General features: G+C 49.5%; 17 protein-coding genes. 9 read left to right on the plus strand and 8 right to left on the minus strand.

Annotation, left to right across the window (positions count from 1 at the left end):
* The first annotated feature begins 13 nt into the window (after positions 1-13).
* From ACFS7Z_RS10015 to ACFS7Z_RS10030, 4 genes are all read left to right on the plus strand, one after another.
* A complete protein-coding gene (locus ACFS7Z_RS10015) occupies positions 14-829 on the plus strand; it encodes a rhamnogalacturonan acetylesterase (RefSeq protein ID WP_377483963.1) in 816 nt (271 codons plus the stop codon).
* Between the two features lie 134 nt (positions 830-963).
* A complete protein-coding gene (locus ACFS7Z_RS10020) occupies positions 964-2,133 on the plus strand; it encodes a dienelactone hydrolase family protein (RefSeq protein WP_377483965.1) in 1,170 nt (389 codons plus the stop codon).
* Positions 2,134-2,403: 270 nt separating this feature from the next.
* Complete coding sequence (locus tag ACFS7Z_RS10025; RefSeq protein ID WP_377483966.1) at positions 2,404-2,817, plus strand: VOC family protein; 414 nt, start codon at positions 2,404-2,406, stop codon at positions 2,815-2,817.
* 16 nt (positions 2,818-2,833) lie between these two features.
* Entirely contained in the window at positions 2,834-4,285 is a 1,452-nt protein-coding gene (locus ACFS7Z_RS10030; RefSeq protein ID WP_377483968.1) for a glycoside hydrolase family 28 protein, read from the plus strand.
* 36 nt (positions 4,286-4,321) lie between these two features.
* Here ACFS7Z_RS10030 and ACFS7Z_RS10035 read toward each other — a convergent pair whose 3' ends face one another.
* Positions 4,322-4,486 (minus strand): hypothetical protein, encoded by a 165-nt coding sequence (locus tag ACFS7Z_RS10035; protein ID WP_377483970.1) that lies wholly within the window; start codon positions 4,484-4,486, stop codon positions 4,322-4,324.
* A gap of 188 nt (positions 4,487-4,674) precedes the next feature.
* Complete coding sequence (locus ACFS7Z_RS10040) at positions 4,675-5,538, minus strand: AraC family transcriptional regulator (protein ID WP_377483973.1); 864 nt, start codon at positions 5,536-5,538, stop codon at positions 4,675-4,677.
* A gap of 268 nt (positions 5,539-5,806) precedes the next feature.
* On the opposite strand from ACFS7Z_RS10040, the gene ACFS7Z_RS10045 reads away from it, so the two are divergent.
* The 5 genes from ACFS7Z_RS10045 to ACFS7Z_RS10065 all read left to right on the plus strand — a co-directional run bounded on the left by ACFS7Z_RS10045 (position 5,807) and on the right by ACFS7Z_RS10065 (position 15,023).
* Positions 5,807-6,706: a 3-keto-disaccharide hydrolase gene (locus ACFS7Z_RS10045; protein WP_377483975.1), complete on the plus strand. Its 900-nt coding sequence runs from the start codon at positions 5,807-5,809 to the stop codon at positions 6,704-6,706.
* A gap of 608 nt (positions 6,707-7,314) precedes the next feature.
* Positions 7,315-8,319 (plus strand): universal stress protein, encoded by a 1,005-nt coding sequence (locus tag ACFS7Z_RS10050; RefSeq protein ID WP_377483977.1) that lies wholly within the window; start codon positions 7,315-7,317, stop codon positions 8,317-8,319.
* A gap of 390 nt (positions 8,320-8,709) precedes the next feature.
* Entirely contained in the window at positions 8,710-10,068 is a 1,359-nt protein-coding gene (locus ACFS7Z_RS10055; protein WP_377483979.1) for an alpha-L-fucosidase, read from the plus strand.
* Positions 10,069-10,277: 209 nt separating this feature from the next.
* Positions 10,278-11,537 carry a Gfo/Idh/MocA family oxidoreductase gene (locus ACFS7Z_RS10060; protein WP_377483982.1) on the plus strand — a complete coding sequence of 420 codons (1,260 nt, stop codon included), beginning with the start codon at positions 10,278-10,280 and terminating at the stop codon, positions 11,535-11,537.
* 60 nt (positions 11,538-11,597) lie between these two features.
* Positions 11,598-15,023, plus strand: coding sequence for a family 16 glycoside hydrolase (locus ACFS7Z_RS10065; protein WP_377483985.1), 3,426 nt, complete (start codon positions 11,598-11,600; stop codon positions 15,021-15,023).
* A gap of 90 nt (positions 15,024-15,113) precedes the next feature.
* Here the strand turns inward: ACFS7Z_RS10065 and fbp are convergent, their stop codons facing one another.
* The 6 genes from fbp to ACFS7Z_RS10095 all read right to left on the minus strand — a co-directional run bounded on the left by fbp (position 15,114) and on the right by ACFS7Z_RS10095 (position 25,513).
* The gene (fbp, locus tag ACFS7Z_RS10070) at positions 15,114-16,121 is read right to left on the minus strand and encodes a class 1 fructose-bisphosphatase (RefSeq protein WP_377483987.1); all 1,008 of its coding nucleotides are present in this window, start codon (positions 16,119-16,121) and stop codon (positions 15,114-15,116) included.
* A gap of 198 nt (positions 16,122-16,319) precedes the next feature.
* Positions 16,320-17,966 (minus strand): UxaA family hydrolase, encoded by a 1,647-nt coding sequence (locus tag ACFS7Z_RS10075; RefSeq protein WP_377483991.1) that lies wholly within the window; start codon positions 17,964-17,966, stop codon positions 16,320-16,322.
* A gap of 494 nt (positions 17,967-18,460) precedes the next feature.
* Positions 18,461-19,741 (minus strand): MgtC/SapB family protein, encoded by a 1,281-nt coding sequence (locus ACFS7Z_RS10080; RefSeq protein ID WP_377483993.1) that lies wholly within the window; start codon positions 19,739-19,741, stop codon positions 18,461-18,463.
* 102 nt (positions 19,742-19,843) lie between these two features.
* A complete protein-coding gene (locus ACFS7Z_RS10085) occupies positions 19,844-21,181 on the minus strand; it encodes a TolC family protein (protein ID WP_377483995.1) in 1,338 nt (445 codons plus the stop codon).
* 46 nt (positions 21,182-21,227) lie between these two features.
* Positions 21,228-24,350, minus strand: a complete 3,123-nt coding sequence (locus tag ACFS7Z_RS10090; protein ID WP_377483997.1) for an efflux RND transporter permease subunit — start codon at positions 24,348-24,350, stop codon at positions 21,228-21,230.
* A gap of 86 nt (positions 24,351-24,436) precedes the next feature.
* Positions 24,437-25,513 (minus strand): efflux RND transporter periplasmic adaptor subunit, encoded by a 1,077-nt coding sequence (locus tag ACFS7Z_RS10095; protein WP_377484001.1) that lies wholly within the window; start codon positions 25,511-25,513, stop codon positions 24,437-24,439.
* Positions 25,514-25,707: the final 194 nt, after the last annotated feature.

The following is a 25,707-nucleotide window of genomic DNA, read 5'->3' on the forward strand; positions in this document are numbered from 1 at the left end:
AGAATACATTCCTATGAAAAAATATATCGGAATTCTACTCCTGCTCATAAGTATAACCTTTGTTGCTTTCGCGCCTTTAAAAAAGAAGCCGGTTAGCGTATACCTGATCGGTGACTCCACGGTAGCAGATTATACCGGCAGCTATGATGAGAAAGATTACATGAAGGAGCGGTTTCCAATAGCAGGATGGGGACAGGTGTTTCAGCCCTTTTTAAGCTCCGATAGCCTTTCTAAAATCAGGAATATCATCAAAACAGACAGTGCCATCGTCGTTAACAAAGCGAGAGGCGGCCGCAGCACGCGTACTTTTTTTGAGGAAGGCCGTTGGGAAGAAGTATACAAAGCACTGCAGAAAAACGATGTGGTGATGATGCAGTTCGGGCACAACGACGCCGCAGAAAACAAACCGGAACGCTATACCAACGTGCAGGCCTACAAAGAGTACCTGCGCCTGTACGTCAAGCAAACCCGTGAAAAAGGAGCATTGCCTATACTTCTCACACCGGTAAACAGAAACTACCCATGGAAAGACGGCAAACTCAGCAATGTGCACGGCGAGTATCCGCAGGCGGTGAAGGAGGTGGCAAAAGAACTGCAGGTGCCGCTTATCGACCTGACACAACGCTCTATTGATGCCTTTACGGCAAAGGGACAGGAGTATGTCACCAATAACTATTTTATGAACCTGCCTGCCGGTAAGTATGAAGCGTATCCGGAGGGGCAAAATGATAATACGCACTTTCAGCCGGAGGGTGCCAAAGCAGTTGCGCAGCTGGTGTTTAACGGATTGAAAACGCTGGATTTGCCTGCCTCATCTGCTAAGAAATAGAAAGCGCTTTTAAAGAATAGTTAATTAGGCCGCATCAATTGAATCTGGTCCTGTACAAATACTTTGTTCAAGAATCTGTGTATAAAACCCATTATCTTTTACATTCCGCTCTAAAGGCAATTTGTCTTTCTCTTTTGCTGACCTTTGCCAGTGTTGCTGCCTATGCACAACAGCCTGCTTCTGATGTAGGTAACTTTTATCCTTTATTGGATGCCTACTCCAGCAAAAACAACAGCCGCTTATCGTATCTGTCCAGGAACTGGAGGAGTGTGGAGAAGTGGCGAAAAACTGCCAAAGCACAGCTGAACGAACTGCTTGCTTTCAATCCTGAACCTGCACCCCTAAATTCAGAAATTTTAAGCACGATCAAGCGGGACGGTTATACGCAGTACCTGGTGCGGTATAACGTGAATGCGCTACAGAAAACTGAAGCCTTCCTGCTGGTGCCTGATAACCTAACTAAACCAGCACCTGCCGTAATAGCGCTTCACGACCATGGCGGCTTTTACTTCTTCGGGAAAGAGAAGCATACGCTGACCGATAACCAGCCGGAGATACTGGTGGAGTATGTGCAGAACCTGTATGAAGGGCGCTACTATGCAAATGAACTGGCGAAGCGGGGATTTGTCGTGCTCTGCCCCGATGCCATTTATTTCGGCTCTCAGAAGCTGGACCCGGAACAGTTGATAGCCCCGAAAGGGTACTTTGAGGCTATTGAAGAGGCTGACAGAAGTGAACGCATCAAACTCTTCAACAAGCTGGCCGGACCGAACGAAATAGCCATGAATAAAACGATACTGACCTCGGGTACTACCTGGCTTGGCATCATCGCCCAAAACGACAGAGTGGCCATAGATTATCTTCTGTCCCGGCCAGAGGTAGACCCGGAGCGCATCGGTTGCATCGGCCTTTCCTTGGGCGGCTTGCGCAGTACTTATTTGTTCGGCCTCGATTCAAGGATAAAGGCAGGCGTGATAGCGGCATTTTCTACTACGTACGAGCAGATGCTACAGCAGCACGCGCACCATACCTGGATGATGTATGTGCCGCGGCAGTACCAGTTCCTTGATTTGCCTGATGTTGCCTCGCTGAATGCGCCCCGCCCCCTGATGGTGATGAACTGCAAGCAGGACAAGCTTTTCAGTATAGCCGGAATGCAGGCTGCCGAAGAAAAGCTATCGGGCATCTATGGAAAAATGAAAGCCGCGGATAAGTTCGCGTGCAAGTACTATGATGTGCCGCATTCCATGACCATCGCGATGCAGGAAGATGCTTTTGCGTGGTTGGAGAAGTGGTTGAAATAATAGAATAAAAACAAACTGTGTGTTGTAACTTCGTAGGCGAGGTTCTTATGAAAATCAACTTGTAGGATCTTAGAAGCTTTTCGCCTCGCCGGCGGGGCCTTACTTTTCTCCTTGATGAGAAAAGTAAGCAAAAGAATCAAGACCCTCCAAACTCGCTGAACGCTCGGACAGTGGAGTGTCATAATGTGCACCTGGCAAAATGGTCTGCTGCGTGGCATTAAGAGGGAATTTAAATTAGGTTATCATTCAATCATATTACCGTCAATAAAAATGAAACTAGAACACTTTGCGCTGAATGTGGAAGAGCCCTTGGCTATGGCGGATTGGTATGTAGAGCACCTGGAGCTGAAAGTTGTGAAGCAGCTACAGGATCCACCTTACATGACGTTCCTGGCAGATAACAGCGACCGGATTATGATTGAAATTTACCGGAACCCTGCTGATGAAGTGCCGCTGTACCGCGAGATGAACCCGCTGCTGGTGCACCTGGCTTTTGTTTCGGAAGACCCTGCCCACGACAGAGCGCGGCTGGAAAAAGCAGGAGCCAGTGTCGTTTCCGATCAGCAGTATGAGGATGGTTCACACCTGGTGATGCTCCGCGACCCATGGGGGCTGTCCCTACAACTGTGCAAACGAAGCACGCCCATGCTGGCTGAAACCGAACGTAAAGCAGGTAATCAATAGTATAAAGCTCTTTCTTATGAACACCAACCGCGTTATCTACTTTTTCTTGTCCTTAGCCTGTTTCTTTGTTTTGCTCTCTTGTAACAGGGGCGGCACAGTAGCAGAGCAACCTGTTTCAGAAACGCTGGATGCCTGGGAAAACGTAGACGAAATTATGCAGCAGATAAACCCACCAACCTTCCCGGACAAAGACTTCCTGGTAACAAACTATGGCGCAGTAGGGAATGGAACTGTAGATGCATCAGCCGCTATCCGAAAAGCCATTGAAGCCTGTAGCAGTGAAGGCGGCGGACGTGTGGTGGTGCCAGCTGGTAAGTACCTGTCAGGGCCCATATACCTGGAGAGCAACGTAAACCTGCACCTGGAGAAAGGAGCAACCATCTTGTTCTCAACAAACCCGAAGGACTACCTGCCTTTGGTGTATACCCGCTGGGAGGGTGTGGAACTGATGAATTATTCGCCCCTGATTTACGCTTTTGAAGAAAAGAACATTGCCGTAACGGGTGAGGGTACTCTGGATGGACAGGCAAATGAGTCGAACTGGTGGCCCTGGAAAGGAAGCAAAAAGTATGGCTGGAAGGAAGGCACTCCGAATCAGACAGATGGCGACAAAAGAGCCGCCTTGTTCGAAATGGCGGAAAACAATGTGCCTGTCAGCGACCGAAAATTTGGAGATGGCTTCTATCTGAGGCCACAATTTGTGCAGCCTTACCGCTGCGAGAATGTATTGATAGAAGGAGTTACTATTATCAACTCACCTATGTGGATACTCAACCCGGTGTTATGCACCAATGTAACCATACAGAAGGTAACCGTTGAGAGCCAGGGACCAAATTCAGACGGCTGTGACCCTGAATCCTGCAAAAATGTGCTCATTAAAGACTGCTATTTTAACACGGGAGACGATTGCATTGCCATAAAATCTGGCAGGAATGCGGACGGCCGCCGCATTAATGTGCCGAGTGAAAACATCATCATACAAGGTTGCTCTATGGCAAACGGACATGGTGGCGTGGTTATCGGAAGCGAAATTTCTGGTGGTGTCCGGAACGTGTTTGCAGAGAACTGCACCATGAACAGCCCCTTACTTGACAGGGCCCTGCGAATTAAAACAAGCTCAATGCGTGGCGGCGTGGTGGAGAATGTTTACCTGCGCAACATAGAGGTGGGACAGGTAGCAGAGCAAGTGATACGCGTCAACATGTTTTATGAAGACGAAGGCCCGTACCTTCCTACTGTCCGCAACATTGAAGTGAGGAATATGACGGTGAAGAATGGCGGCAAAGTGGGCGTGCTGCTGGAGGGTTATGAGCAGTCGCCGGTAAAGAATATCCGCCTGATAAATGTAAAGATAGACCAGGTAGAAGTGCCTTTTAAGTTCTCCAACGTAAAAGACGTGCTATTCAACGACGTCATCATTAACGGCGAAGGAATTGAACTAGAAGATTTGCCCGAAGTACAGGACTAGAGGCTATTGGCCACCATCCATACTTAGAATTTACTATCAAATCACGGAACTGATTATAACATAAATTCCGACTGCAAGGCCTAAAACAGTTTCAACTCTGAGTAGTGCAAATCCAAATCCAGGCTTCCATATATTTTTTACCAGTGCATATCCAAAACCCGCAGTAACAAGTATGCCGAGTATTAATTCAAAAAGATTCATAGTCTTTCAAGTTTGATTTCTGCTTGCTTTAGAATTTTACTAAGCTTTCATCAGCCACACGAAAGCATAGCCAAATCCAGTTGAAGCAATCTGTAATTCAAGATAATCCATTTACGCTAAATTTCAGATAAATCACTTTATATCAACAGGAAATATTAAAGACACATAAAATATTGAAGTCGTAAAAATTATTTGCTTTTATCATTCATCTGAGTGCTTCTAAAAGCACCCGGTGCAACGCCATAATACTTCTTAAAAAGCTTGTTCAGATGGCTTCCGTCTGTAAAGCCAAACTCGTATGCCGTCTGCGAAATGCTCCTGTCTCCGGATTGCAGGCGGCTTTCAATCATCTTCAGCTTATACTTTAAAATGTACTGCTGCAGCGACTCACCGGTTTGCTTTTTGAAGAAAACGCTGAGGTAACTGTGTGAGAAGTTGAATCTTTCCACCAACTGCTCCATCCGCAGCGCGTCAGGTTCATAAATATGCTGGCTGATGTACAGCATAATATCCTCAATCAACCGAGAACTCTTCGTCTTTTTTTTGTCGATTAGTTTCTGCCGCACCATGTTCCTGGCCAAGATGCCCAGCATGCCATTCATAATGCTGTGCATGATGAGTTCATAAGAGCTTTCTTCCTGGTTGTTGTATTCATAAAGCAGCACCGAAAGCAAACGGTCGAGGTGCTCCTTTTCTTCCGCATCCGTTACAATTGTTCCTTCGCATTGGTAGGGCGAGTTCAGGATAAACTCAATCGTCCGCATCCAGTCTGGCACCTTCTGTACGTCCTGGTCTTTTATATATACTTCTGTAAACCGGATATAGCAAAAGGTGGTGTGCTCCTGGATGTCGAAATAATGGTAGTCTTCCGGCCCGAGCAAAAACACATCGCCAGCGGTGTATAGCACGGTATTGTCGTTGATGACATGGAGACCACGCCCACTCCTGATAAAAATAATCTCGAAGTAAGAATGTTTGTGAACCGGATGCTGCCATTCGCTGGTGTCGAACAGGTAAATATTAAATGGTTCGTACTGGATATAGCGCTTCATAAAATGAAAGTACAAAAAACGAGGCAGTTTTACCATAAAACAGCAGATTTATACCATACTACGGCACCCTCCTTAACTTAATTTTGAGGATACTTACCTGCTCCCTGACAAAGCAGCTCTTTACCTGGCGCTGAAGTATGTCCCGCCAGGCAAAGTGTGTGGGGCTTTGAACTCACTTACAGTAGTAAGGAGGTTGTTATATTCTGCTTCAAAGGGAAAGGTGCTATGGGAATGCTTCAAATCTGTTTAATCATATTAAAAATAAACCATGAAAAATTTACCTAAAGTTACCAAAGCGCTGGCAGTCTGTGCTGTTGTCTTTGTCTCAGTGTTTGGCATCAGTTCCTTCTCTGCAGAAGAGAAGTGGGTGCCTTTGCTCGACAAAGACTTATCTAAATGGGAGATGTACCTGAGTTACCGACACAAGGATGGTTACAACGGCGAAGCGCCAAAAGAAGCAGACGGAAGGGCAATAGTTCCTATCGGGTACAACAAGAACGTAAACAATGTCTTCTCCATAGTGGAAGAAAAAGGAGAACCTGTTCTGAAGGTAAGTGGCGAGATCTATGGGTGTGTTTTTACGAAGCAGGAGTTCGAAAACTACCACCTGAAGCTGAAGGTAAAGTGGGGCGAGAAAAAGTGGGTGCCACGCATGGATAAGCTGAAGGACTCTGGGGTGTTGTACCACTCCATTGGCGAGAGCGGGAAAGACTACTGGCGTGCCTGGATGCTTTCTCAGGAGTTTCAGATCATGGAAGGGCATATGGGTGACTACTGGACCATTGCTAACTCTGCCATAGACGTGCGCGCCTTCATACCAGAAGGAGACATGAATACAGTGGCAAGCACCAGGCAGCCTTTCCTGCCGCTGGGCGCTGGCACCAACAACAGCGGGTTTGCCCTGCGCAGCGAAGACCATGAGAGTCTGGAAGGGGAGTGGACAGACATAGAACTGGTTTGCTTTAAAGACAAGAGCCTACACATCGTGAACGGGCATGTCGTGATGGTACTTCAGAACTCCCGCTATGTAGAAAATGGCAAATCAAAGCCCCTCACCAAGGGAAAGATACAGCTACAGAGCGAAGCCGCAGAAGTATACTACAAAGATGTTAAGATAAGGAACCTGGAGGAGTTGCCGGAAAAGTACGCTGCCTATTTTAGCAAATAAACAAGTTGCGCTTTATTTCATGCCTATAGAGCCTTAGTCTCAGCGGGCCGGCCCGCTGAGACTAAGGCTCTATAGGCTCCATTACGGGCAATAGAGAGCTACTGCTGCCGTTGTTGTGTGTTTTCACCAACAACTTGTTTACTGATCGAAAGCAGAACATAGTGTTGCTTTACTTCAGCCAGTTCCCACCATCCCTTACCCCTCCTTATCTAAAGCGGGGAACTTTACTACATGCTTTAGGTTGCGTAACTATGGAGCTGCAGTTTCAAGATTGATGAAGAATGGAGTACTAAGGATGAAGGTACTGAGTGTTAAAGTATGGTCGACAAGGAAGGGCAAATTCTGTTGTTGGTGAAAACACACAACAACGGCAGGAGTTCTCAAGGCGGTTGATTCCCTTCCTTATTTCTAAGGATTAGAGGGTGGTTTTTCGTCAGGACTCCTTTCATTAGTTTACAAATGTTATACTCCTCTGGAAAACTGATGAACTTCCTGCTCTCAACTGATGCATATCATCGAAATCTTATATGTTGTTCTATATCTTTATGTTGAGAGTCAGCGTCTTATATGTAAGTTCGCTATAGGTGTTTCACATAAAATCAGCATCGATGAAAACTATCCTGGTACCGGTCGATTATTCTCCGAATTCAAAAAGCGCTCTTTTATATGCGCTGAAACTGGCGCAAAAGGCAAATCTGAACGTGGTTGTGTTTCACGCCTTTCAGCCTATCGTGTCTCCTCCTGCTGCCTACGATATCCCAACCTTCATACCTGAGCTGGAAAATGAAAAGGTTCAGGAACTGGAGCAATATGTGAAGGCATGCAAAAGCACCCTGCCCGACGATGTAGTCATCAGCTACACCAGTGTGGAGGGGGCAGAGCAGACCTTTGGCTTAGCGGCCCATGCAAAAAAGGCTTTTCATACTGCTGCAGTAGACTACGTACCGCGTGGAAAATATGCGACACATGTTACGTATGTGGCTAAGATGGGTCCTGTTTACGGGCACATCATCAAGCTGGCAGAAGCCAACAAAGTGGATCTGATTGTGATGGGCATGCAGGGTGGAGGTGCCCTGAACCAGGTCCTGATTGGCAGTACGACCCTATCTGTGATGCGCAACAGCAAGTTTCCGGTGCTGGGAGTGCCACTGGGCGCGAAGTTCTGCGGAGTTAAGTCAGTGGTCTTTGCCTCAGACCTGTCCAGACAGCCCGATAAGCTGTTGCTTACAAAGCTGCGTGAGTTTGTGAAAACGTTCCGTGCAGAGCTTCAGGTGCTGCACATAGATAAACAGCAAGATCCTGTGGCAAATGATGAACGATTTAAGTCTGCCCTGGAAGTGCTGGATAAGCAACTGTACGATATGAACTATAAGGTGGTATTGCAACAGCGACCAGATGTAGCAACAGGTATTCAGGAATATCTGCAGGAGCGTAAGCCGGACTTGCTCATACTCAGCCCACAGAAGCATAACATCCTGGAAAGACTTTTGGATAGAAGCGTTACGTCTAAAATGGTGGCCTATAACCATCTGCCGCTGCTCACCTTGCCTCTCTCTACAACAGACAATCAACATAAAGTAGAAGAGGAGATGGAGAATATGGAAGAACTCTGAGCTTAGTTGCCCGAAAGTGGTAGCTGCGCTACATAAGGCAGCCACTGCACCATCGCATTAAACAAACTTAATACTTATAAAGAGAAAGCCCTGCCTTAAACCGCAGGGCTTTTTTTACGGCCATAAATTAATTCAGCAGGAGAAGGCTCAACTTCAAAAAGACTCTAAAGAAGACTGCTGTTCTTGCAAATGATTAATAAAGTGAGTATTATGTTGTACAAAAACTATAGCTGCGGTGCTTGAAGTGCAAAGTGTACAAAAGCCAGAGAGCACTAAAGCAATTTCCATTTACAATCTCTGACATCGGATGCTTAAGTTTCGGGTGCAAAGGAGAAAGACAGAACAGTGCCAGCCATGAGTGGCTGGCTATACCATACATCATAAGAGCTTATGAAGAAGCATGCTTTGCTCACCCTTTTAGCTGCTGTAGTAGCTACCTCTTCCATTGAAGCACAAGACCTGCCAAAGCCTGACCCCCGGCAGGTAGAGTGGCAAAAGCTTGAAACCACTGCTTTCCTGCATTTCACGGTAAACACCTTTACCGGAAAAGAATGGGGCGATGGAACAGAAAGCCCGCAAATATTTTATCCCACAGATTTTGATGCGCGAAAGATGGTGAAGACCCTGAAGGATGCGGGATTTAAAATGGCCATCATCACGGCCAAGCATCATGATGGCTTCTGTCTCTGGCCATCTAAATATACCGACCACACCGTTGCCAGCAGCCCCTGGAAAAACGGACAGGGCGATGTGGTAAAAGAAATCGCAGAGGCCTGCAGGGAATACGGGATAAAGTTTGGCTTTTACCTCTCCCCCTGGGATCGGCATGAAGAACAGTATGGCACCCCATCTTATAACGCATTTTACAAGAACCAGCTTCGCGAGTTACTGACCAATTACGGAGAGGTATCGGAGGTATGGTTTGACGGTGCCAAAGGCGAGGATGCCAAAGACATGGAGTATGATTTTGACGGATACTGGCAGTTGGTGCGCGAGTTGCAGCCAAAGGCGGTTATGTTCTCGGATGTGGGGCCTGATGTGCGCTGGGTAGGAAATGAATCCGGCAACGCAGGCGAAACCTGCTGGTCCACGATAGACACGGTAGGCATGGCACCTGGAGTAGCGGACCCGAAATATCTGAACGTGGGCGACCCTGATGGTAATCTATGGATTCCGGCTGAGACAGACGTTTCAATACGGCCGGGCTGGTTCTATCATCCTGAAGAAGACAGCAAAGTGAAATCAGGAAAGCAGCTGGTGGACCTGTACTATAAATCGGTTGGCAGAAACAGCTTATTGTTGCTAAACATTCCGCCTACTCCAAAAGGCCAGTTTGCGGAGCAGGATGTCCGTAACCTGCATGATTTCAGAAGTATTCTGGACGAGACTTTCAAAACAAATCTGGCTTCTGGTAAAGTCAAAAAACAATTAACAGACCAGCAACTCACCACTGCTGTCACCTTGAAAGAAAAGCAGCCCCTGGTACTGGATTTCAAAAAAGAAATTGCCTTCGACAGGGCCATGTTTCAGGAGAACATCGTGGAGGGGCAGCGGAACGTAACGGCGCTGCTGGAATACTGGGATGGGAAGGCATGGCAGAAAGCAGATGAGTTTACCACTATCGGGTATAAAAGGCTGTTGCGGCTTCCGCTGATAAAAACCTCTAGAGTACGGGTAACCGTGCTGGAAGCAAAGCAGCCGGTGCAGTTAGCTGAAGTTGGCTTTTTTAAAGCATCGGCAAGAGAGTAGCTTTCTGAGCATGTTTGAATTTCGTTTTTGCAAGCGAAAGTTTAACAGAAAGGGTTCTGGCGAAGTGGTTTTTGAGCTTCATAGCAGCGCTATGGAGCGAGAAAAGCATGAAGGCAGGTTCCTTTATGGGAAACTTGCAGCGCAAAAGATGAATTTTAAACATGCTCCTAAGTATAATGATTTAGTTCACCCTGTAAATTTCCCTTTTCATGAGTTCAAGAAGAGATTTTATAAAGAAATCGGCAGCCACTATTGCCGCTTTCACCATTGTGCCACGCTTTGTGCTGGGGGGCAGGGGCTACGTGGCACCCAGCGACCAGTTGACCAAAGGGGTAATAGGCGTTGGTGCTATGGGGCGCAACCACTTTCCCTACGGCGACACCCGTGTGGTAGCCGTGTGTGATGTGGACCAAAACCATCTGAAGAAAGCAGTGGAAATGGTGGGTAAAGGAGTGAAGACGTTTGCGGACTACCGCGAGCTGATTCAGCTGCCGGAGGTAGACATCGTGCACATCGCCACGCCGCCGCACTGGCACGGCCTGATGGCAGCGGACGCAGCGAGAGCCGGCAAGGACATCTGGTGCGAAAAGCCTATGACCCGAACCATCGGGGAGGGTAAGCGCGTGGTGGAGGCGGTGCAGCAGCATGGCCGCATCTTCCGGCTGAACACCTGGTTCCGGTTCGAAGATATCTTCTACGGTATGGGTACAACCGTAAAGCCTATCAAAAAGCTGGTGGAAAGCGGTATGCTCGGCTGGCCCCTGAAAGTAACGGTGGGCCGCGGCACGGGCTACGACTGGAAATTCTACTGGGTAGGCCAAACCAATTTAGACCCGATGCCGGTGCCGCAGGAACTGGACTATAACATGTGGCTGGGCCCAGCGCCTTACAGGCCTTACAACCCGCACCGGGTGCACGCCACCTTCCGGGGTTACTGGGACTATGACGGCGGCGGCCTCGGTGACATGGGACAGCACTACCTGGATCCGATTCAGTACTTCCTTGGTAAAGACAATACCAGCCCCGTTTCCGTGGAGGTTGACGCCCCGCAGCAACACACAGACGCAGTGGGTACATGGCGCCGGATCACCTATACCTATGACGACGGTTGTCAGATTGTGCTTGACGGGGAGGGTATAGAGGAGAACATCCCTTACATCGAGGGACCGAACGGCAAGCTGTATCCCGGCTTCCGTTCTGACATCCCGGACCTGCAGCGAAAACTGGCTGCCTTTCCTGATCCGGAGCCACAAGTGACGGACTTTATAAGGGCGGTAAAAGAACGCAAGAAGTTCGCACTCAATGAGGAAAACGGCCACCGGTCCTGCACGCTGGTTAACATGGGCTTGGCTGCGCTGCGCCTGGGGCGCTCTCTCAAGTTCGACCCGGTAAAGCAGGAGTTTATAGGCGATGAGGCAGCGAACCGGTTGGTTTACCAGCCCATGCGCTCAGACTGGACAATGGTTTAGTTGCATTTAGAATCATCAAATGCAGGTAAATGTAAATCAGAATTCCCTTAAGCCAACTATATGAAAAAAAATATACTACTGCTCTTTGTCCTGCTTACAGTTAGTACGGCAGGCTTTGGGCAACGCAAAAATGACCAGCGTACCCTAAACACCCGCATCGCCGACCTGCTGGCCGAAGTGCCCGCCCGTGACAAGGAGCAACTGGAAGCTAGTATGAGCGAGTTAGCAGCCATGGGTCGGCAAGGCATCGTGGAAATAGCCAGCATGCTCACTGCGCCCGGAAAAGGAGATAACACAAAAATTGAGTATGCCCTTGGCGGCTTCTCCTATTATGTGATGCAGTCGGAAAGGGAGGACTGGAGAAAAATGAGCGTCGATGCTTATTGTGAGTCCCTAAGTAAAGTCGATAACGCAGAGAATAAAGCATTCCTTATCAGGCAGCTGCAGGTAGTGGGCAAAGACGACGCCGTTGCCTGCCTACAGCCTTACCTGGGAAATGAGCGGTTGTGTGCTCCTGCTGCAGGTGCCTTCACCAACATCAACACGCCAAAAGGCAACAGTGTCCTGCTGCAGGCATTGCAAACTGCACAGGGAGACTGCCGCCTGTCGTTGGTGGAAGCCCTTGGAAACAACCGCTCTACCGCGGCAGTGGCTACTCTGGCTCCCTTCGTTACCAGCCAGGATGCGAAGCTGAGGAAGCTTACCCTTTTCGCCCTTGCCAACATAGCAGACCCGGCTTCAGAAGCCGTGCTGGCGAAGGCTGCAGAGGAGGACCGGTTAACTTATGATAATGACAACGCCGTTGCTGCCTATCTGCTGTACGCCAGGCGGCTGGCAGAAGGCGGACACCAGCAGCAGGCAGAGAAGATAGCGCAGTCGCTGCTACAGGGAGCTGGCCAGCAAAGGCAAACACACACCCGCACAGCTGCTTTAAAACTACTCGCTGGTATACAGGGTGAGAAAAGCATGCCACTGCTTGTGAGCGCGGCTGGTGACATTGATCCGGAATACCGTGCTGCTGCGCTGCGTTTCGCTTCTCCCTATGTTACCCCCGCCACTACGGCCATGCTGGTAAAAGAGCAAAAGAAAGCGAGTGCATCGGTGCGTGCAGACATCCTCACAATGCTGGGAGACAACAGGGCAGAGGCCGCCTTGCCAACTATCAACAGAGCGCTGCGGAACAAAAACGACGAAATAAGGCTGGCGGCAGTAGCCGCAGCCGGTAAAATCGGACAGGAAGAGGCGCTGCCCCAACTGCTCAGAGTCATGCGGAAAGGGAATGAACAGGACGCCGTTGCCGTAAAAAATGCTTTGCTTACTATGAAAGGGGAGGGTATGACAAATAAAGTAGCTGATGCCCTGCCTAAAATGCCTGCAGTAGCCCAGGCGGAGCTGCTGACTGTGTTAGGCGCCCGCGCTGCGCATAACAGGATAAATAACGTGTTCTCCTATACGGAGAATAAAAACCCGGCCGTGCGCCTGGCCGCGCTGTCGGCACTTGGGCAGATGGCCCGAAAGGAGGACCTCCCCCGGCTGTACACCTTACTGAACAACACCTCGCAGCCGGAGGAACTGAAGGCAGCGCAGCAGGCCGTTATAGCGGCCGTACGGGAGTATGAGTCGCAACAGCAACAGGCTGAGCTGGTACTGCAGCAAATGGAGAAAGTGCCTTCGGAGAAGAAGTCAGCCTATTATGATGTGCTGGCGGGCATTGGCGGTGAGCAGGCGCTTGGCGCCGTTGCAGAAGGTTTTCGTGCCGGAGATGCAGCCACCAAACAAGCCGCCATCACGGCCTTGTCTTCCTGGTCTGATGTAAGCGCGGCTAAAGAACTGTACAGCATCAGCAGTGACCCTGCCAATGCTGCTTACCTGGACCCGGCACTCAAAGGATACATCCGCACGGTGAGCCTCTCTAAATACCCTGCCGACCAGAAGCTCCTGCTATTGCGCAATGGCATGGACCTCGCCAAAACCACAGAGCAAAAGAAACTGATACTGCAGCAGGTGGAACGAAACAGAACCTTTCCTGCCCTGGTCTTTGCCGCAAAGTACCTCGATGACCCTGAACTACAGCAGGAGGCCGCTATTGCAGTAATGAACATCGGGCTTTCCAACAAAGAATTTTACGGTGATGTGGTGCGGGAGCACCTGAACAAGACAGTACAGGTATTAAAAGGGCCGGACAATGAATACCAGAAGGAGTCTATCAACAAGTTCCTGGCTGAAATGCCGGAAGGCCCGGGCATAGTATCCCTGTTCAACGGCAAAGACCTGACCGGCTGGAAAGGTCTGGTGGAAGACCCCATCAAGCGCGCGAAGATGGATGCCAAAACACTGGCACAGAAGCAGGCCGCCGCCGATGAGGAAATGAGAAGGGACTGGAAAGTGGAGAACGGCGAGATAACGTTTGTAGGCAAAGGATACAACAACCTCACGACAGAAAAGAAGTACGGCGACTTTGAGATGTTCGTGGACTGGAAGATATATGACGACGGCAACAAAGAAGGGGACGCGGGCATTTATCTGCGCGGCACGCCCCAGGTACAGATGTGGGATACCTCCCGCGTAGATGCAGGGGCACAGGTAGGCTCTGGTGGTTTGTACAACAACCAGGTAAACCCCAGCAAGCCGCTGAAGGTGGCCGACAACCCGCTGGGTGAGTGGAATAACTTCCGGATACTGATGCAGGGCGACCGCGTGACGGTATACCTGAACGGGGAACTGGTGACAGATAACGTGATACTGGAGAACTACTGGGACAGGGGCATGCCCATTTTCCCTGAAGAGCAGCTGGAACTACAGGCGCACGGTTCCCGGGTAGGTTACCGGGACCTCTACATACGGGAAATCCCCCGCAAAGAGCCTTTTGAGCTGAGTGCCGCCGAGAAGAAAGAAGGTTTTAAAATATTGTTTGATGGCACCAACATGCATAGCTGGCAAGGCAACACAGCAGACTATGTGATAGAGGACGGGGAGATGGTGGTGCGTGAGCCAAAATTCGGCAGCGGGGGAAACCTGTACACAAAAGAGGAGTACGGCGATTTTGTGTTCCGCTTCGAGTTCAAGCTGACACCGGGCGCCAACAACGGCCTGGGTATCCGGACTCCGTTGGAAGGAGATGCTGCCTATGAAGGTATGGAGATCCAGATACTGGACAATGATGCTGATATCTACCGAAACCTGAAGGAGTGGCAGTACCATGGCTCTGTCTACGGCGTTATACCGGCCAAGCGTGGCTACCTGAAGCCGGTAGGGGAGTGGAATTACGAGGAGGTGACAGTGAAGGGTAATAAGGTGAAGGTGGTCCTGAACGGTACAACCATCCTGGAGGGCGACATCGCAGAGGCGAGTAAGAACGGAACCATAGACGGCGAGAAGCACCCTGGCCTGAAACGGGACAAGGGCCACATCGGCTTCCTGGGCCACGGCTCCACCGTCTTTTTCAGGAACATCCGGGTGAAGGATTTGGGTAAAAAGAAATCCTAAGCCAATCAGTTTAGGATGATGCTTAAAAATACTGAAGCCGGAGCAGTCTTATCTGCTCCGGCTTCAGTATTTTTAAAAGATAAGATTCAACTAAACAGCAACAAACTCAGCTGCCATAAACTCCTCTACTTTATCAACCATGTCCGGCGAACCGATAACCAAAGGGCAACGCTGGTGCAGTTCCGTAGGGGTTTTGTCCAGGATACGCTCCGAACCATCTGTTGCCTTGCCACCCGCCTGCTCAATGATCATGGCCAGCGCGTTGCACTCATACACGAGGCGCAGTTTACCGTTCGGCGATTTGGCTGTTGGCGGGTAAAGGTAAACGCCGCCTTTCAGCAGGTTCCGGTGGAAGTCTGCCACCAGCGAGCCGATGTAGCGGGCAGAGTAGTGCTGCTCTTTGCAGTAACTCAGGTAGGCTTTTACACCGTCCGGGAAGCTGTTAACGTTTCCTTCATTACAGGAGTAGATTTTACCATCCTGCGGCGTTTTAATGTTCGGGTGCGACAGGAAGAACTCACCAAGCGACGGTTCATAGGTGAAGCCATTCACACCGCAGCCCGTCGTGTACACCAGCATCGTAGAAGAACCATAGATGATGTAGCCAGCAGCTACCTGCTTTGTTCCATCCTGCAGGCAATCCTCCAGCGTACCGTCCTCGCCGGTGTCAGACAGCCTTCTGTAAATGGAGAAGATGGTGCCGATAGCCACATTCACGTCGATGTTAGACGAACCATCGAGGGGGTCCATCGCGACAACGTATTTGCCTTTGGTGTTACCTGTCTGAATGACATGGTCTTCCTCTTCCGAGATAACGGTACACACTTCTCCGCCATTGCGCAAAGCCCTGATGAACCGAATGTTGGCGATCACATCCAGCTTCTGCTGTTCTTCGCCCTGCACATTCTGCTGCCCAAAAGTGCCTGTTACTCCCAGCAAACCCGCGCGGTTTATTTCGCGGTTCACTATCTTGGTTGCAAGGGCAATGTCCCGGAGCAACTGCGACAGTTCGCCGGTAGCATAAGGGAATTCTTCTTGTTTGCGCATGATAAACCTGTCGAGGGTTGTTCCTACAGGTAATGCTAATTGATCATCCATAAGTTGTTTTTTTGAGCTATCTACTGGTTATTACTAAAGCACAATGCTTAAAGTATCACAGGGTTGTCTGTTCAGCTGCCGTTTGCTGTTGTCTGAAACAGTGGGTTTCGGGTTATGTTCCGGGCATTCCTGCCGCTTTTTGAATCAAGGTGTTGACTCTATACTTAATTCAATAGAATAAGGATACCTGAATATTCACTAAAGTGAGATACCTCTTTTCCATGGTATAAAATCATCCTGCCCAAGCTGCATGGCTTTGGTTTGTAAATTGCCACTAGCTACATCAATAATCAGATCCAGCATCTCGGCGCCCATCTCTTCTATGTTTTTCTCACCTGCTATAACAGGTCCTGTATCAATATCAATGATATCAGGCATGCGCTGCGCTAACTTGGTGTTAGACGATACCTTGATGACTGGTGTAACAGGGTTTCCCGTTGGTGTGCCCAGGCCAGTAGTAAACAGGATAATATTGGCACCGGAACCAGCCATAGCCGTGGTGCTTTCCACATCGTTTCCGGGAGTGCAGAGGAGTGTGAGCCCTGGTTTGGTGGCATACTCACCGTAGTCCAATACGTCTGCCACAGGAGAGGTGCCTCCTTTTTTGGCTGCTCCCGCTGATTTGATGGCATCCGTGATCAGCCCGTCTTTAATATTTCCCGGGCTTGGGTTCATGTCGAAGCCAGAGCCTACTGCCTCTGCGGCATAAGCGTAAGCCCGCATCAGCTGCACAAAGCGGTCTGCCGTTTTCTCGTCCACACAGCGGTTTATCAGCTCCTGTTCTACACCGCAAAGCTCCGGAAACTCAGAAAGCATCGACTTGCCACCCAGCGCCACAACCAAATCAGAAGCATGGCCTACAGCAGGGTTCGCCGATATGCCGGAGAACCCGTCGGAGCCGCCACACTCCAGGCCCACCACCAGCTTACTTAGCGGGGCAGGCTGGCGTTGCTGTTTGTCTGCTTCTACAAGGGCAAGAAAGGTCTGCTTGATTGCCTTTGCCAGCAGCTCGTGCTCCGTACCCTCTTTCTGCTGCTCCAGCACAATCAGGGGCTTCGTGAAATTTGGATCGAGTGCCCGAAGCTTTTCCTCCAGGATGCTCACCTGTGCGTTCTGGCAACCCAGGCTCAGAACAGTGGCACCTGCCACGTTCGGGTTGTGGATGTAGCCGGCCAGCAAAGCGCAAAGTGCTTCAGAGTCTTGGCGTATACCGCCGCAGCCACCCTCGTGCGTCAGAAACTTGATGCCATCAATATTCTCGAAAATGCGTTTGTGCCCGCTGGCTTTATGGCTCTGCAGCGGTAAAGTGGCAATAGCCTCTGTGTTTCCTGTCTGGTAAAGCTCCACCATCTGCTGCACATAAGACTTGTAGATGTCTTGGCGGCCAAAGCCCAGTTCTTCCAGAAAGGCCTGCTTAATAATATTTACATTCCTGTTTTCGCAGAATACCAGGGGTATCACCAGCCAGTAATTGGCTGTGCCAACCTGTCCGTCAGCACGGTGGTAGCCCTGAAAGGTTTTGTTTGCCCACCTGGACACATCGGGTGCCTGCCAGCCAGTGGTTTTAGTTTTTCCAGTGAAAGTGGAGGCCTTGTGTTTTACGTTTTCGGTGGATATTCTGCCTCCTGCCGGAATCACCGTGACGGCTTTGCCAACCAGGGTGCCGTACATGATTATCTCCTGCTCCGGCAGCATTTCCTGCTGCGTGAACTTGTGCTTGGCCGGCACATTCTCCACCAGAGTAACAGTTTTGTTTTGGTAGGTTACGGTGTCGCCTGCACGCAGATCGGTGAGCGCAACCAGCACATTATCATTGGGATGTATTTTGAGAATCTTCTGAGACATATAAAAAGGCTTTCCGATTTGCGCAATCGATTGCGCATGAGCAATAAACAAATTATTTCTAAAAATAAGAAATTATTTATGATATTTTAACAGAGGTAAGTAAGCCCTTAGTTACAATACCCCAGAAGAAAGCTAAGCACTACGCTTATTGCTTCTCCAATAAAACACCTATTTCCTGCTTTCCTGTAGTAAAACTTCTGGAACAAAAGACTGTCGTTGTGTTACCCGCTTAAGTTATTTTCTTAATGAGAAGCAGGCCTGTATGAGCCTGTAGTGAATTGATAAAAATATATTATCTATATATAACTTTACTATATATGCCACCGTAAAAGAGCGTAACCCTTTAGTTTGTTAGGTTAGTTGAATTTGGTTTGTTTTGAAAGTCCCTGGTAGTGAACTACCAGGGACTTTTGATTTCATCGTTTCTATCAGGGGAAACAATCGTTTCTATCAGGGGAAACAGGAGGGATGCACGTAAAGCCGACTGTAGTATGTTATGCCACTGATGGAAACAGGTTTGAAAAAAGCTGCAGGTCTGAAGGCCACAGCCACAGTACGAGCAGACCACCTGCCAGCACCACGCCAAACAGCACGGCTACTTTCCCGAACGCGGCTCTACTGCCTAATACTCCAACCATGGCGCCTTTAAAAACGAGATTTGACAAAGCAGCCACCAGGATCACCCGCCATCCATTGCTCATTTCCAGGGCTCCCGTGTTCATCAGGCGGGCAGTAGACAGGGTAATGGCATCTACATCTGTAAGACCGGAAATAACAGCCACAATATACAAGCCTTCTTCTCCGAACTGGTCTTTTGCAAAAGCAGTGGCCAGCACTACAGCGGCATAAATCAGCCCAAAAACCAAAGCAGTCTTTAGTTGCGCGGGGTTCTGCTGCTCAGGCACGTGGTCATGGCCCTTCTTCTTGAAGAAGAAAGCAACCGTACCAAGCAGCAGCATCAGTAAAAACACAGCGGCCAAAGGCGGCCCTACCGTGGCAAGCGTAGCCGGCGCAACTACCGCCACTTCTGTTATAACTCTGAAAACAGACACGGCTGATGCAATGAAGATAACGATGGCCGCCAGCGTGGTATTTGTTGCTTCATTTTTAGTGCGCCGGGCGTACGTAACGGTGGTAGCAGTACTGGAGATGAGACCTCCTAATATACCGCCCAAAATAGTGCCCGCCTTCTTGCCAAAAACCTTGTAGGCAAAGTAACCCAGCAACCCGATACCTACAATCAGCACCACCATCAGCCAGATATTGTGCGGGTTAAGCACATCGTACGGGCCGTATGTCTCGTTGGGCAGCACAGGCAGTATCACGAGCGATATCACCACAAACTGCATGATGGCCTTGAGGTCTTTCTCACCAATCCGGGAGACAATCCGGTGTAGCGGTTCTTTCAGCTGCAGCAGCACGGCCGCTGTGGCGCCTACAGCCACAGCCACGGTGGTGTTTCCTAGTACCAGGTAGGCGCCCACGGCATATAAAAGAAGCACAGATGCTTCAGTGGTTAACCCTACATTGAAGGGCGGTGTTTTGCTTTTCAGCACATTACCCGCTACGGTGAGGGCTGCAACACTCAGGAAACCTGCCGCTATTACCCAGCCGCCAAACTCCCGCGCCAGTAATCCTGTAATGGTGCCGAAGAGGGTAATAAGGGGAAAGGTGCGGATACCTGCCAACTCAGACTGGTCGTACTGGCGCTGCAGCCCAACCAGAAGACCGAGCCCCAGTGAGATTCCCAATAGCTGGAAGAGTTCATACTCCATTGGAAAGTAACTTTATTCGTTGGAGGTACGGCTACAAAGACAAAAGGATAGCAATATTGCTATCCTTTTGTCTTTGTAGTATAGGCGGCGCTTATCAGTATCTTATTGCTGGTCTTCCTGTATCAGGGACCTGGTCAGCCGTTTTATTTCAATCTCGGCAGTTTTTGCCTGGTATTGAATATCGATCAACCGGTTTGAGGCTACCAATTCATTTCGTTGTGCCTCCCTTAGCTCAATAGCGGTTAGCAATCCCAGCCTGAATCGTTCCAGTGCTATTTTGGAGTTCTCCTGGGCCAGTTTCACATTAAATTCCTCCAGTTTTAGAATCTCAAGGCGGTTCAGGTAAAGGCTGTAAGCACGTGCCAGTTCTGACTCCAGCCTGATCTGTTCCTGCTGAAACTCCAATTCTACCACTTCCTGGTTTATCCTTGCGTTCTGTGACAGGCGGTTGATGTTGAAGCCATTGAAAATGGGCAAGCTTACCGTTAAGCCATAGTTAAAGCCATAGTTACGGCTAAACCTTGACATGAAATCATTGAGTGGCTCAGACTGTGAACGGGAGAAGTTATAGGCACTTGTCACACCAACTGTAGGAAAGCGGCTGGCGCGTATCGACCTGACATCAAGCATAGCTATCCTGCGGTTTAGTTCAAGGCGCTGGAGCAGTGGGTTAGAGGCAAGCAGGCTGTTGCTGGACTCTCCAAAGGTGAGAGTCGGATCTACTACAATGGAGTCTGTCACGACAAAGTTAATGTTAGGATCGCGGCCAAGCAATTGGTTTAAATCAATTTTGGCATTCTGCAGCGCCTCCTGTTGCAGCAGCAGCTCAGAGCGGTCAGCATTGTAATCAACCTGGGCCCGCAGAATCTCCACCTTCGGGCTTACACCCACCTCATACTGCGCCTCTGCAATTTCTACACGAGCCTCCGAAATAGCAATGGCATCTTGCAGGGCCTCTATCTTTTGTGCCTGCTGTACTACCTCGAAGTAATTGACTGCTATAGCGGCCAGCGTATTTTCTACCACCTGCTTTGTGAACAAGTCGCCCGATTTTTCAAGCGCTTTCAACCGATCATAGTTGATAAACATACCCAGGCCGTCAAAAATAACCCAGTTCAGGTTAACGCTGGAGTTCAGGTTATTTGAGCTGGCGCCTTTGCGAATCTGGTCCGGCCTTGCGACAAACTCCTGCTTGGAGTTGTTCTCACTAAAGACACGCGTTGCCCTGGCATCTACTGCAGGTAGGAACCCGGCATTACCGAGGGTTACGTTATTAGAAGCTATGTCCTCCTGCCTGTCGGCTATTCTGATATCATAATTCTTCTCTAATCCGATGCGGATAGCCTCCTCCAGGGTTAGCTTTTCCTGGCTAAAGGTTCTTTCTGGTAATAGCAGCGCTGCCATAGCAAGCAGAAGCGCTGCGGTTTTAAATGGAAACATGAATTGTTTATCCAATGGTTGTATTTAGAGTCTCTGAAGGAATCGTTTACTTGATGAGCACAGGGTCCTGCTGGCGTGCTGGGACTTTCTCATTTTCCTCTTCATCGTCCTGCAGGTGCGAGATGTTAGCCTCTGCTGATGAGAAGTATGAGTAGATAGCCGGAATTACGTATAGTGTCAGCCCGGTTGCGAAGATAAGACCTCCCACCACGGCAATACCCATGGATACACGACTCTCTGCTCCTGCACCCAGTGCAAGAGCGATAGGCAAAGTACCAAGTATGGTAGACATAGACGTCATCAGGATAGGGCGGAAACGTTGCACGGCTGCGTCGGTAGCTGCCTCAAGTTTGGTTAAACCTGCTTCTTTCCGCTGGTTGGCAAATTCCACCAGCAGGATACCGTTCTTTGTTACCAGGCCAACCAGCATAATCATACCAATCTGGCTGAAAATGTTAAGTGTTTCGCCGAAATACCAGATACTCAGCAGGGCGCCTGCTAGGGCTAGCGGTACGGTGAACATGATGATGACCGGGTCCCTGAAGCTTTCGAACTGGGCTGAAAGCGCCAGGTAAATCAGGCCGAGGGCGAGCAGGAAGGCAAATAGCAAGCTGCTGGAGCTCTCTGAGAAGTCGCGCGACTGGCCTGCCAGTGATGTCTGATACGTCTCGTCCAGCACTTTGTCTGCGATTGTCTCCATAGCCTCTATACCATCGCTTATGGTTTTTCCTTTTGCAAGCGAGGCGCTGAAGGTAGCAGCGGCAAAGCGGTTGAAACGGTACAACTGCGGAGAAGCACTTTCCTCGCTCAGTTCTATCAGGTTATCCAGCTGAATCAACTGGCCGGTATTGCTCTTTACATAAAGGCTGCGCAGGTCAATAGGGGCAGACCTGTCTTCGCGGGCTACCTGACCCAACACCTGGTACTGCTTTCCATCTTTGATAAAGTAGCCAAAACGCTGTCCGCTAAGGCCTGCCTGCAGTGTCTGGGCCACGTCACGCACACTCACACCCATAGCCTGCGCTTTTTCACGGTTGATGTCTACCCGTAGCTCAGGCTTATTGAATTTAAGGTTCACATCCACAAAGCCGAACGTAGGGTTTACGCGTGCTTCCTCCATTATCTTCGGGATGACATCCCGCAGTTTGGAGCCGTCCGGTGACTGAATCACGAACTGTACAGGCTGACCTGATCCGCGTCCGCCACCCAGGCCTTTGTCTCCGGAGCCAAAAGCACGTGCGCCGGGAAGCTGGGCAGAGAGCCTGGAAATCTCATCCACAATCTCCTGTTGTGTCTGGTTACGCTTATCCGCATCAACTAGCTTTACTCTTAGGAAGCCTGAGTTAGAACCTCCACCGCCAAAGCCAGGGGAAGTCATGGCTACCATGTTGTCTATACCTTTAACGGAGTCATTCACAAGCTGCGTCAGCTCACTCATGTACTCATCCATAAACTCATAAGAAGCTCCTTCCGGTCCTGTAACGCCTATGCGTAAACCACCTCGGTCTTCGTCCGGGGAAAGCTCGGACGGAAGGGTTTTGATGAACAGGAAAATAGCGCCCGCTGCCACAAGAACGATGACAAAAGCTACCCATCTCACGCCCATAAAGCTTTCCAGGCTGCTTCTGTATCCGTTTGTCAGGGAGGTGAAGAAAGGCTCTGTTTTGCGGTAGAACCAGTTTGGCCTCTCGCGGTGCTTCAGCATGCGGGAGCACATCATCGGTGTCAGCGTCAGCGAAACAAACGATGAAATGATAACAGCACCTGCCACCACTATACCGAATTCACGGAAAAGGCGGCCGGTTATACCATCCAGGAAGATCACAGGCATAAATACAGCAGCGAGCGCGACCGTAGTAGAGATAATGGCAAAGTAAATCTCTTCAGAACCTTTTTTTGCAGCTTTCATCGGCTGCTGACCACTCTCAATCCGGGAGTAAATATTCTCCAGCATTACAATGGCATCATCCACAACCAGACCAATAGCCAGTACGATACCCAGCAACGTCAGCACGTTAATGGAGAAGTCCATCAGGTACATGATAAAGAAAACACCTATGAGGGAAACCGGAATGGCTACAACAGGTATAACTGTGGAACGCCAGTCTCTCAGGAACAGGAAAATGATGATAACAACCAGTCCGAACGCCACGAAAATAGTTTCATTCACTTCGGCAATAGAAGCTTTTATATAAGTCGTGTTATCGAAGCCAATCACAACCTCTATGTCTTCCGGAAGATCTTTCTTGATTTGCTCCAGGCGCACGTAAAACTCATCTGCAATTTCTACCTGGTTAGAACCAGGCTGCGGAATCAGTACAATGCCCACCATCGGAATGCCATCGCGGCGAAGGATGGATTTCTCATTTTCAGGAGCGAGTTCGGCGTAGCCTATGTCGCTGAAACGGATCAACCTGTCGGCATCTTCCCGAACAATTAGTTGATTGAACTCTTCTGCAGTAGAAATACGGCCCATGGTACGCACCGAAAGCTCTGTCGTGGCTCCTTCTATTCTGCCAGAAGGCAACTCCAGGTTCTGCCGAACCAGAGCATTCTGAACTTCTATAGGCGTTACCTGAAGTGCTGCCAGCTTGTCGGGGTTCAGCCAAAGGCGCATGGCATAGCGTTTCTCCCCCCAAATGTCGACAGAGCTTACACCTGGTATAGTTTGCACACGCTCTTTGAAGACGTTCTGGGCGATAGCCGAAAGGTCCAGTAAGGAGCGGGTGGCACTTTTGATACCCACAAATATGATAGGGTTGGCATCCGCATCCGCCTTTGAAACCGTGGGCGGGTCGGCATCATCCGGTAGCCTGCGCTGCGCACGGGCTACACGGTCACGCACATCATTCGCTGCGGCCTCCATGTCCACACCCAGATTAAACTCAACCGTAATATTGCTGCTACCTTCCCGGCTGGAGGAGGTCAGGGTGCGGATACCCGCAATACCGTTAATCGATTCCTCGAGCGGTTCCGTAATCTCCGATTCAATTGTTTCGGAGTTGGCTCCAGGGTAACTCGTGGAAACGTTCACAACAGGAGGGTCCACACTTGGGTATTCACGCACACCCAGCATAGAAATACCTATAATACCGAATACGATAATCGTGATACTCATCACGATTGCCAGCACCGGACGTTTTATACTGATGGATGATAAGCTTGCCATACTTGTTCTGATTCAAAATTTTCTTTGTGGATGAACCACTGTACCTGCTCCGGCAGATACACTTACACGCTTTGCGTTATAATAAACTACTCTGGCACCTGCACCTTCCGTATGGTCAGGTCGGCACCCGGACGTGCCTGTAGCACGCCAGACTGAATGATGGTATCTCCGGGCTCTATGCCCTCCAGGATTTGGATCTGCTTTTCAGAGCGCTGGCCGATTTTAACCATCTTTGGCACTGCTTTTCCGCTTTTAACAAGGAAAAGCTTGTGGCCGGCAGCCTCCGGTATGATGGATTCGGTAGGAACAAGTATAGCCTCCTCAACCTCTTTCAGTCCCAGGTTAATTTTCACGAAAGCGCCTGGCCTTACCTCTTCATTCTTATTTTCAAACAAAGCACGCACCTGCAGTGTGCGCGTGGCTGGGTCAATGCTGGGTTGGATCGCGTAAATTTTTGCTTCGTACGTTTCCGGGCTACCCTCCGCTGTAAAGGTTATTTTATCGCCTGCTTTTATCATCTGGCTGTAACGGCCAGGTATAGAGAACTCGATTTTTACAGGGCTGATGTCTACCATGCGGGCGATAGGCGTGGCGGCAGTTACAAAGCTGCCTTCACTTACCTGGCGCAGCCCGACAACACCATCAAAGGGAGCTCTTATATAAGCTTTATCAAGGGTGGCTCTCAAAGCCTGTATATCTGCGGTGGCAGTAGCCAGTTGGTTGTTTACCTGATCGTACTCCTGGCGGCTGATGTAGTCTTTCTCCAACAGGGTGCGCTGGCGCTCCTCCATGTCGCTGTAGAGTTTCCTGTTAGACTGCAGCTTCTGCAACTGGGCACGCATATCGGCGTCGTTGACCGTAAGCAGCAGCTGGCCTTTTTTTACACGCGTGCCTTCTTCGAAATTAATGTTGGTCACGCGGCCGGAAATCTCGCTGCGCAACTCTACGTCTTCGTTTGGGAGCACTGTACCGGTAGAGGTAATCTGGTTTTGGTAAGCAGTAGGTGTAACAACATACACGTCTACGGCCACCTTTTCTGCCATTGGCCCGGCTACCCCACCGCCTTCCAGTTTCTCGTCCCCGGAAAATGCTTTTGTTACAATTAAATAGGTTACGGCTGCCAGGGCTACCAGTACTAGAAGGGTTTTAACAGTTTTGTTCATGTATGTTTAAACACAGGTTTGGAAAGTGTTTGCAAATTATATAAATAAACAGTCTGCTACACCTTAAGTTCATGCTGTAGCAGCTTTAAAATTACGTCCTTTGCATAATATATTAAAAGATTGCGTAGTTAATATCTGCAGACAGACGCTTTGGTAAGACAGAAAGCCTGTTTAAAGGTTTAATTAATGCAAAA

It is taken from the genome of Pontibacter toksunensis (assembly GCF_042686245.1).
Lineage (GTDB): Bacteria > Bacteroidota > Bacteroidia > Cytophagales > Hymenobacteraceae > Pontibacter > Pontibacter toksunensis.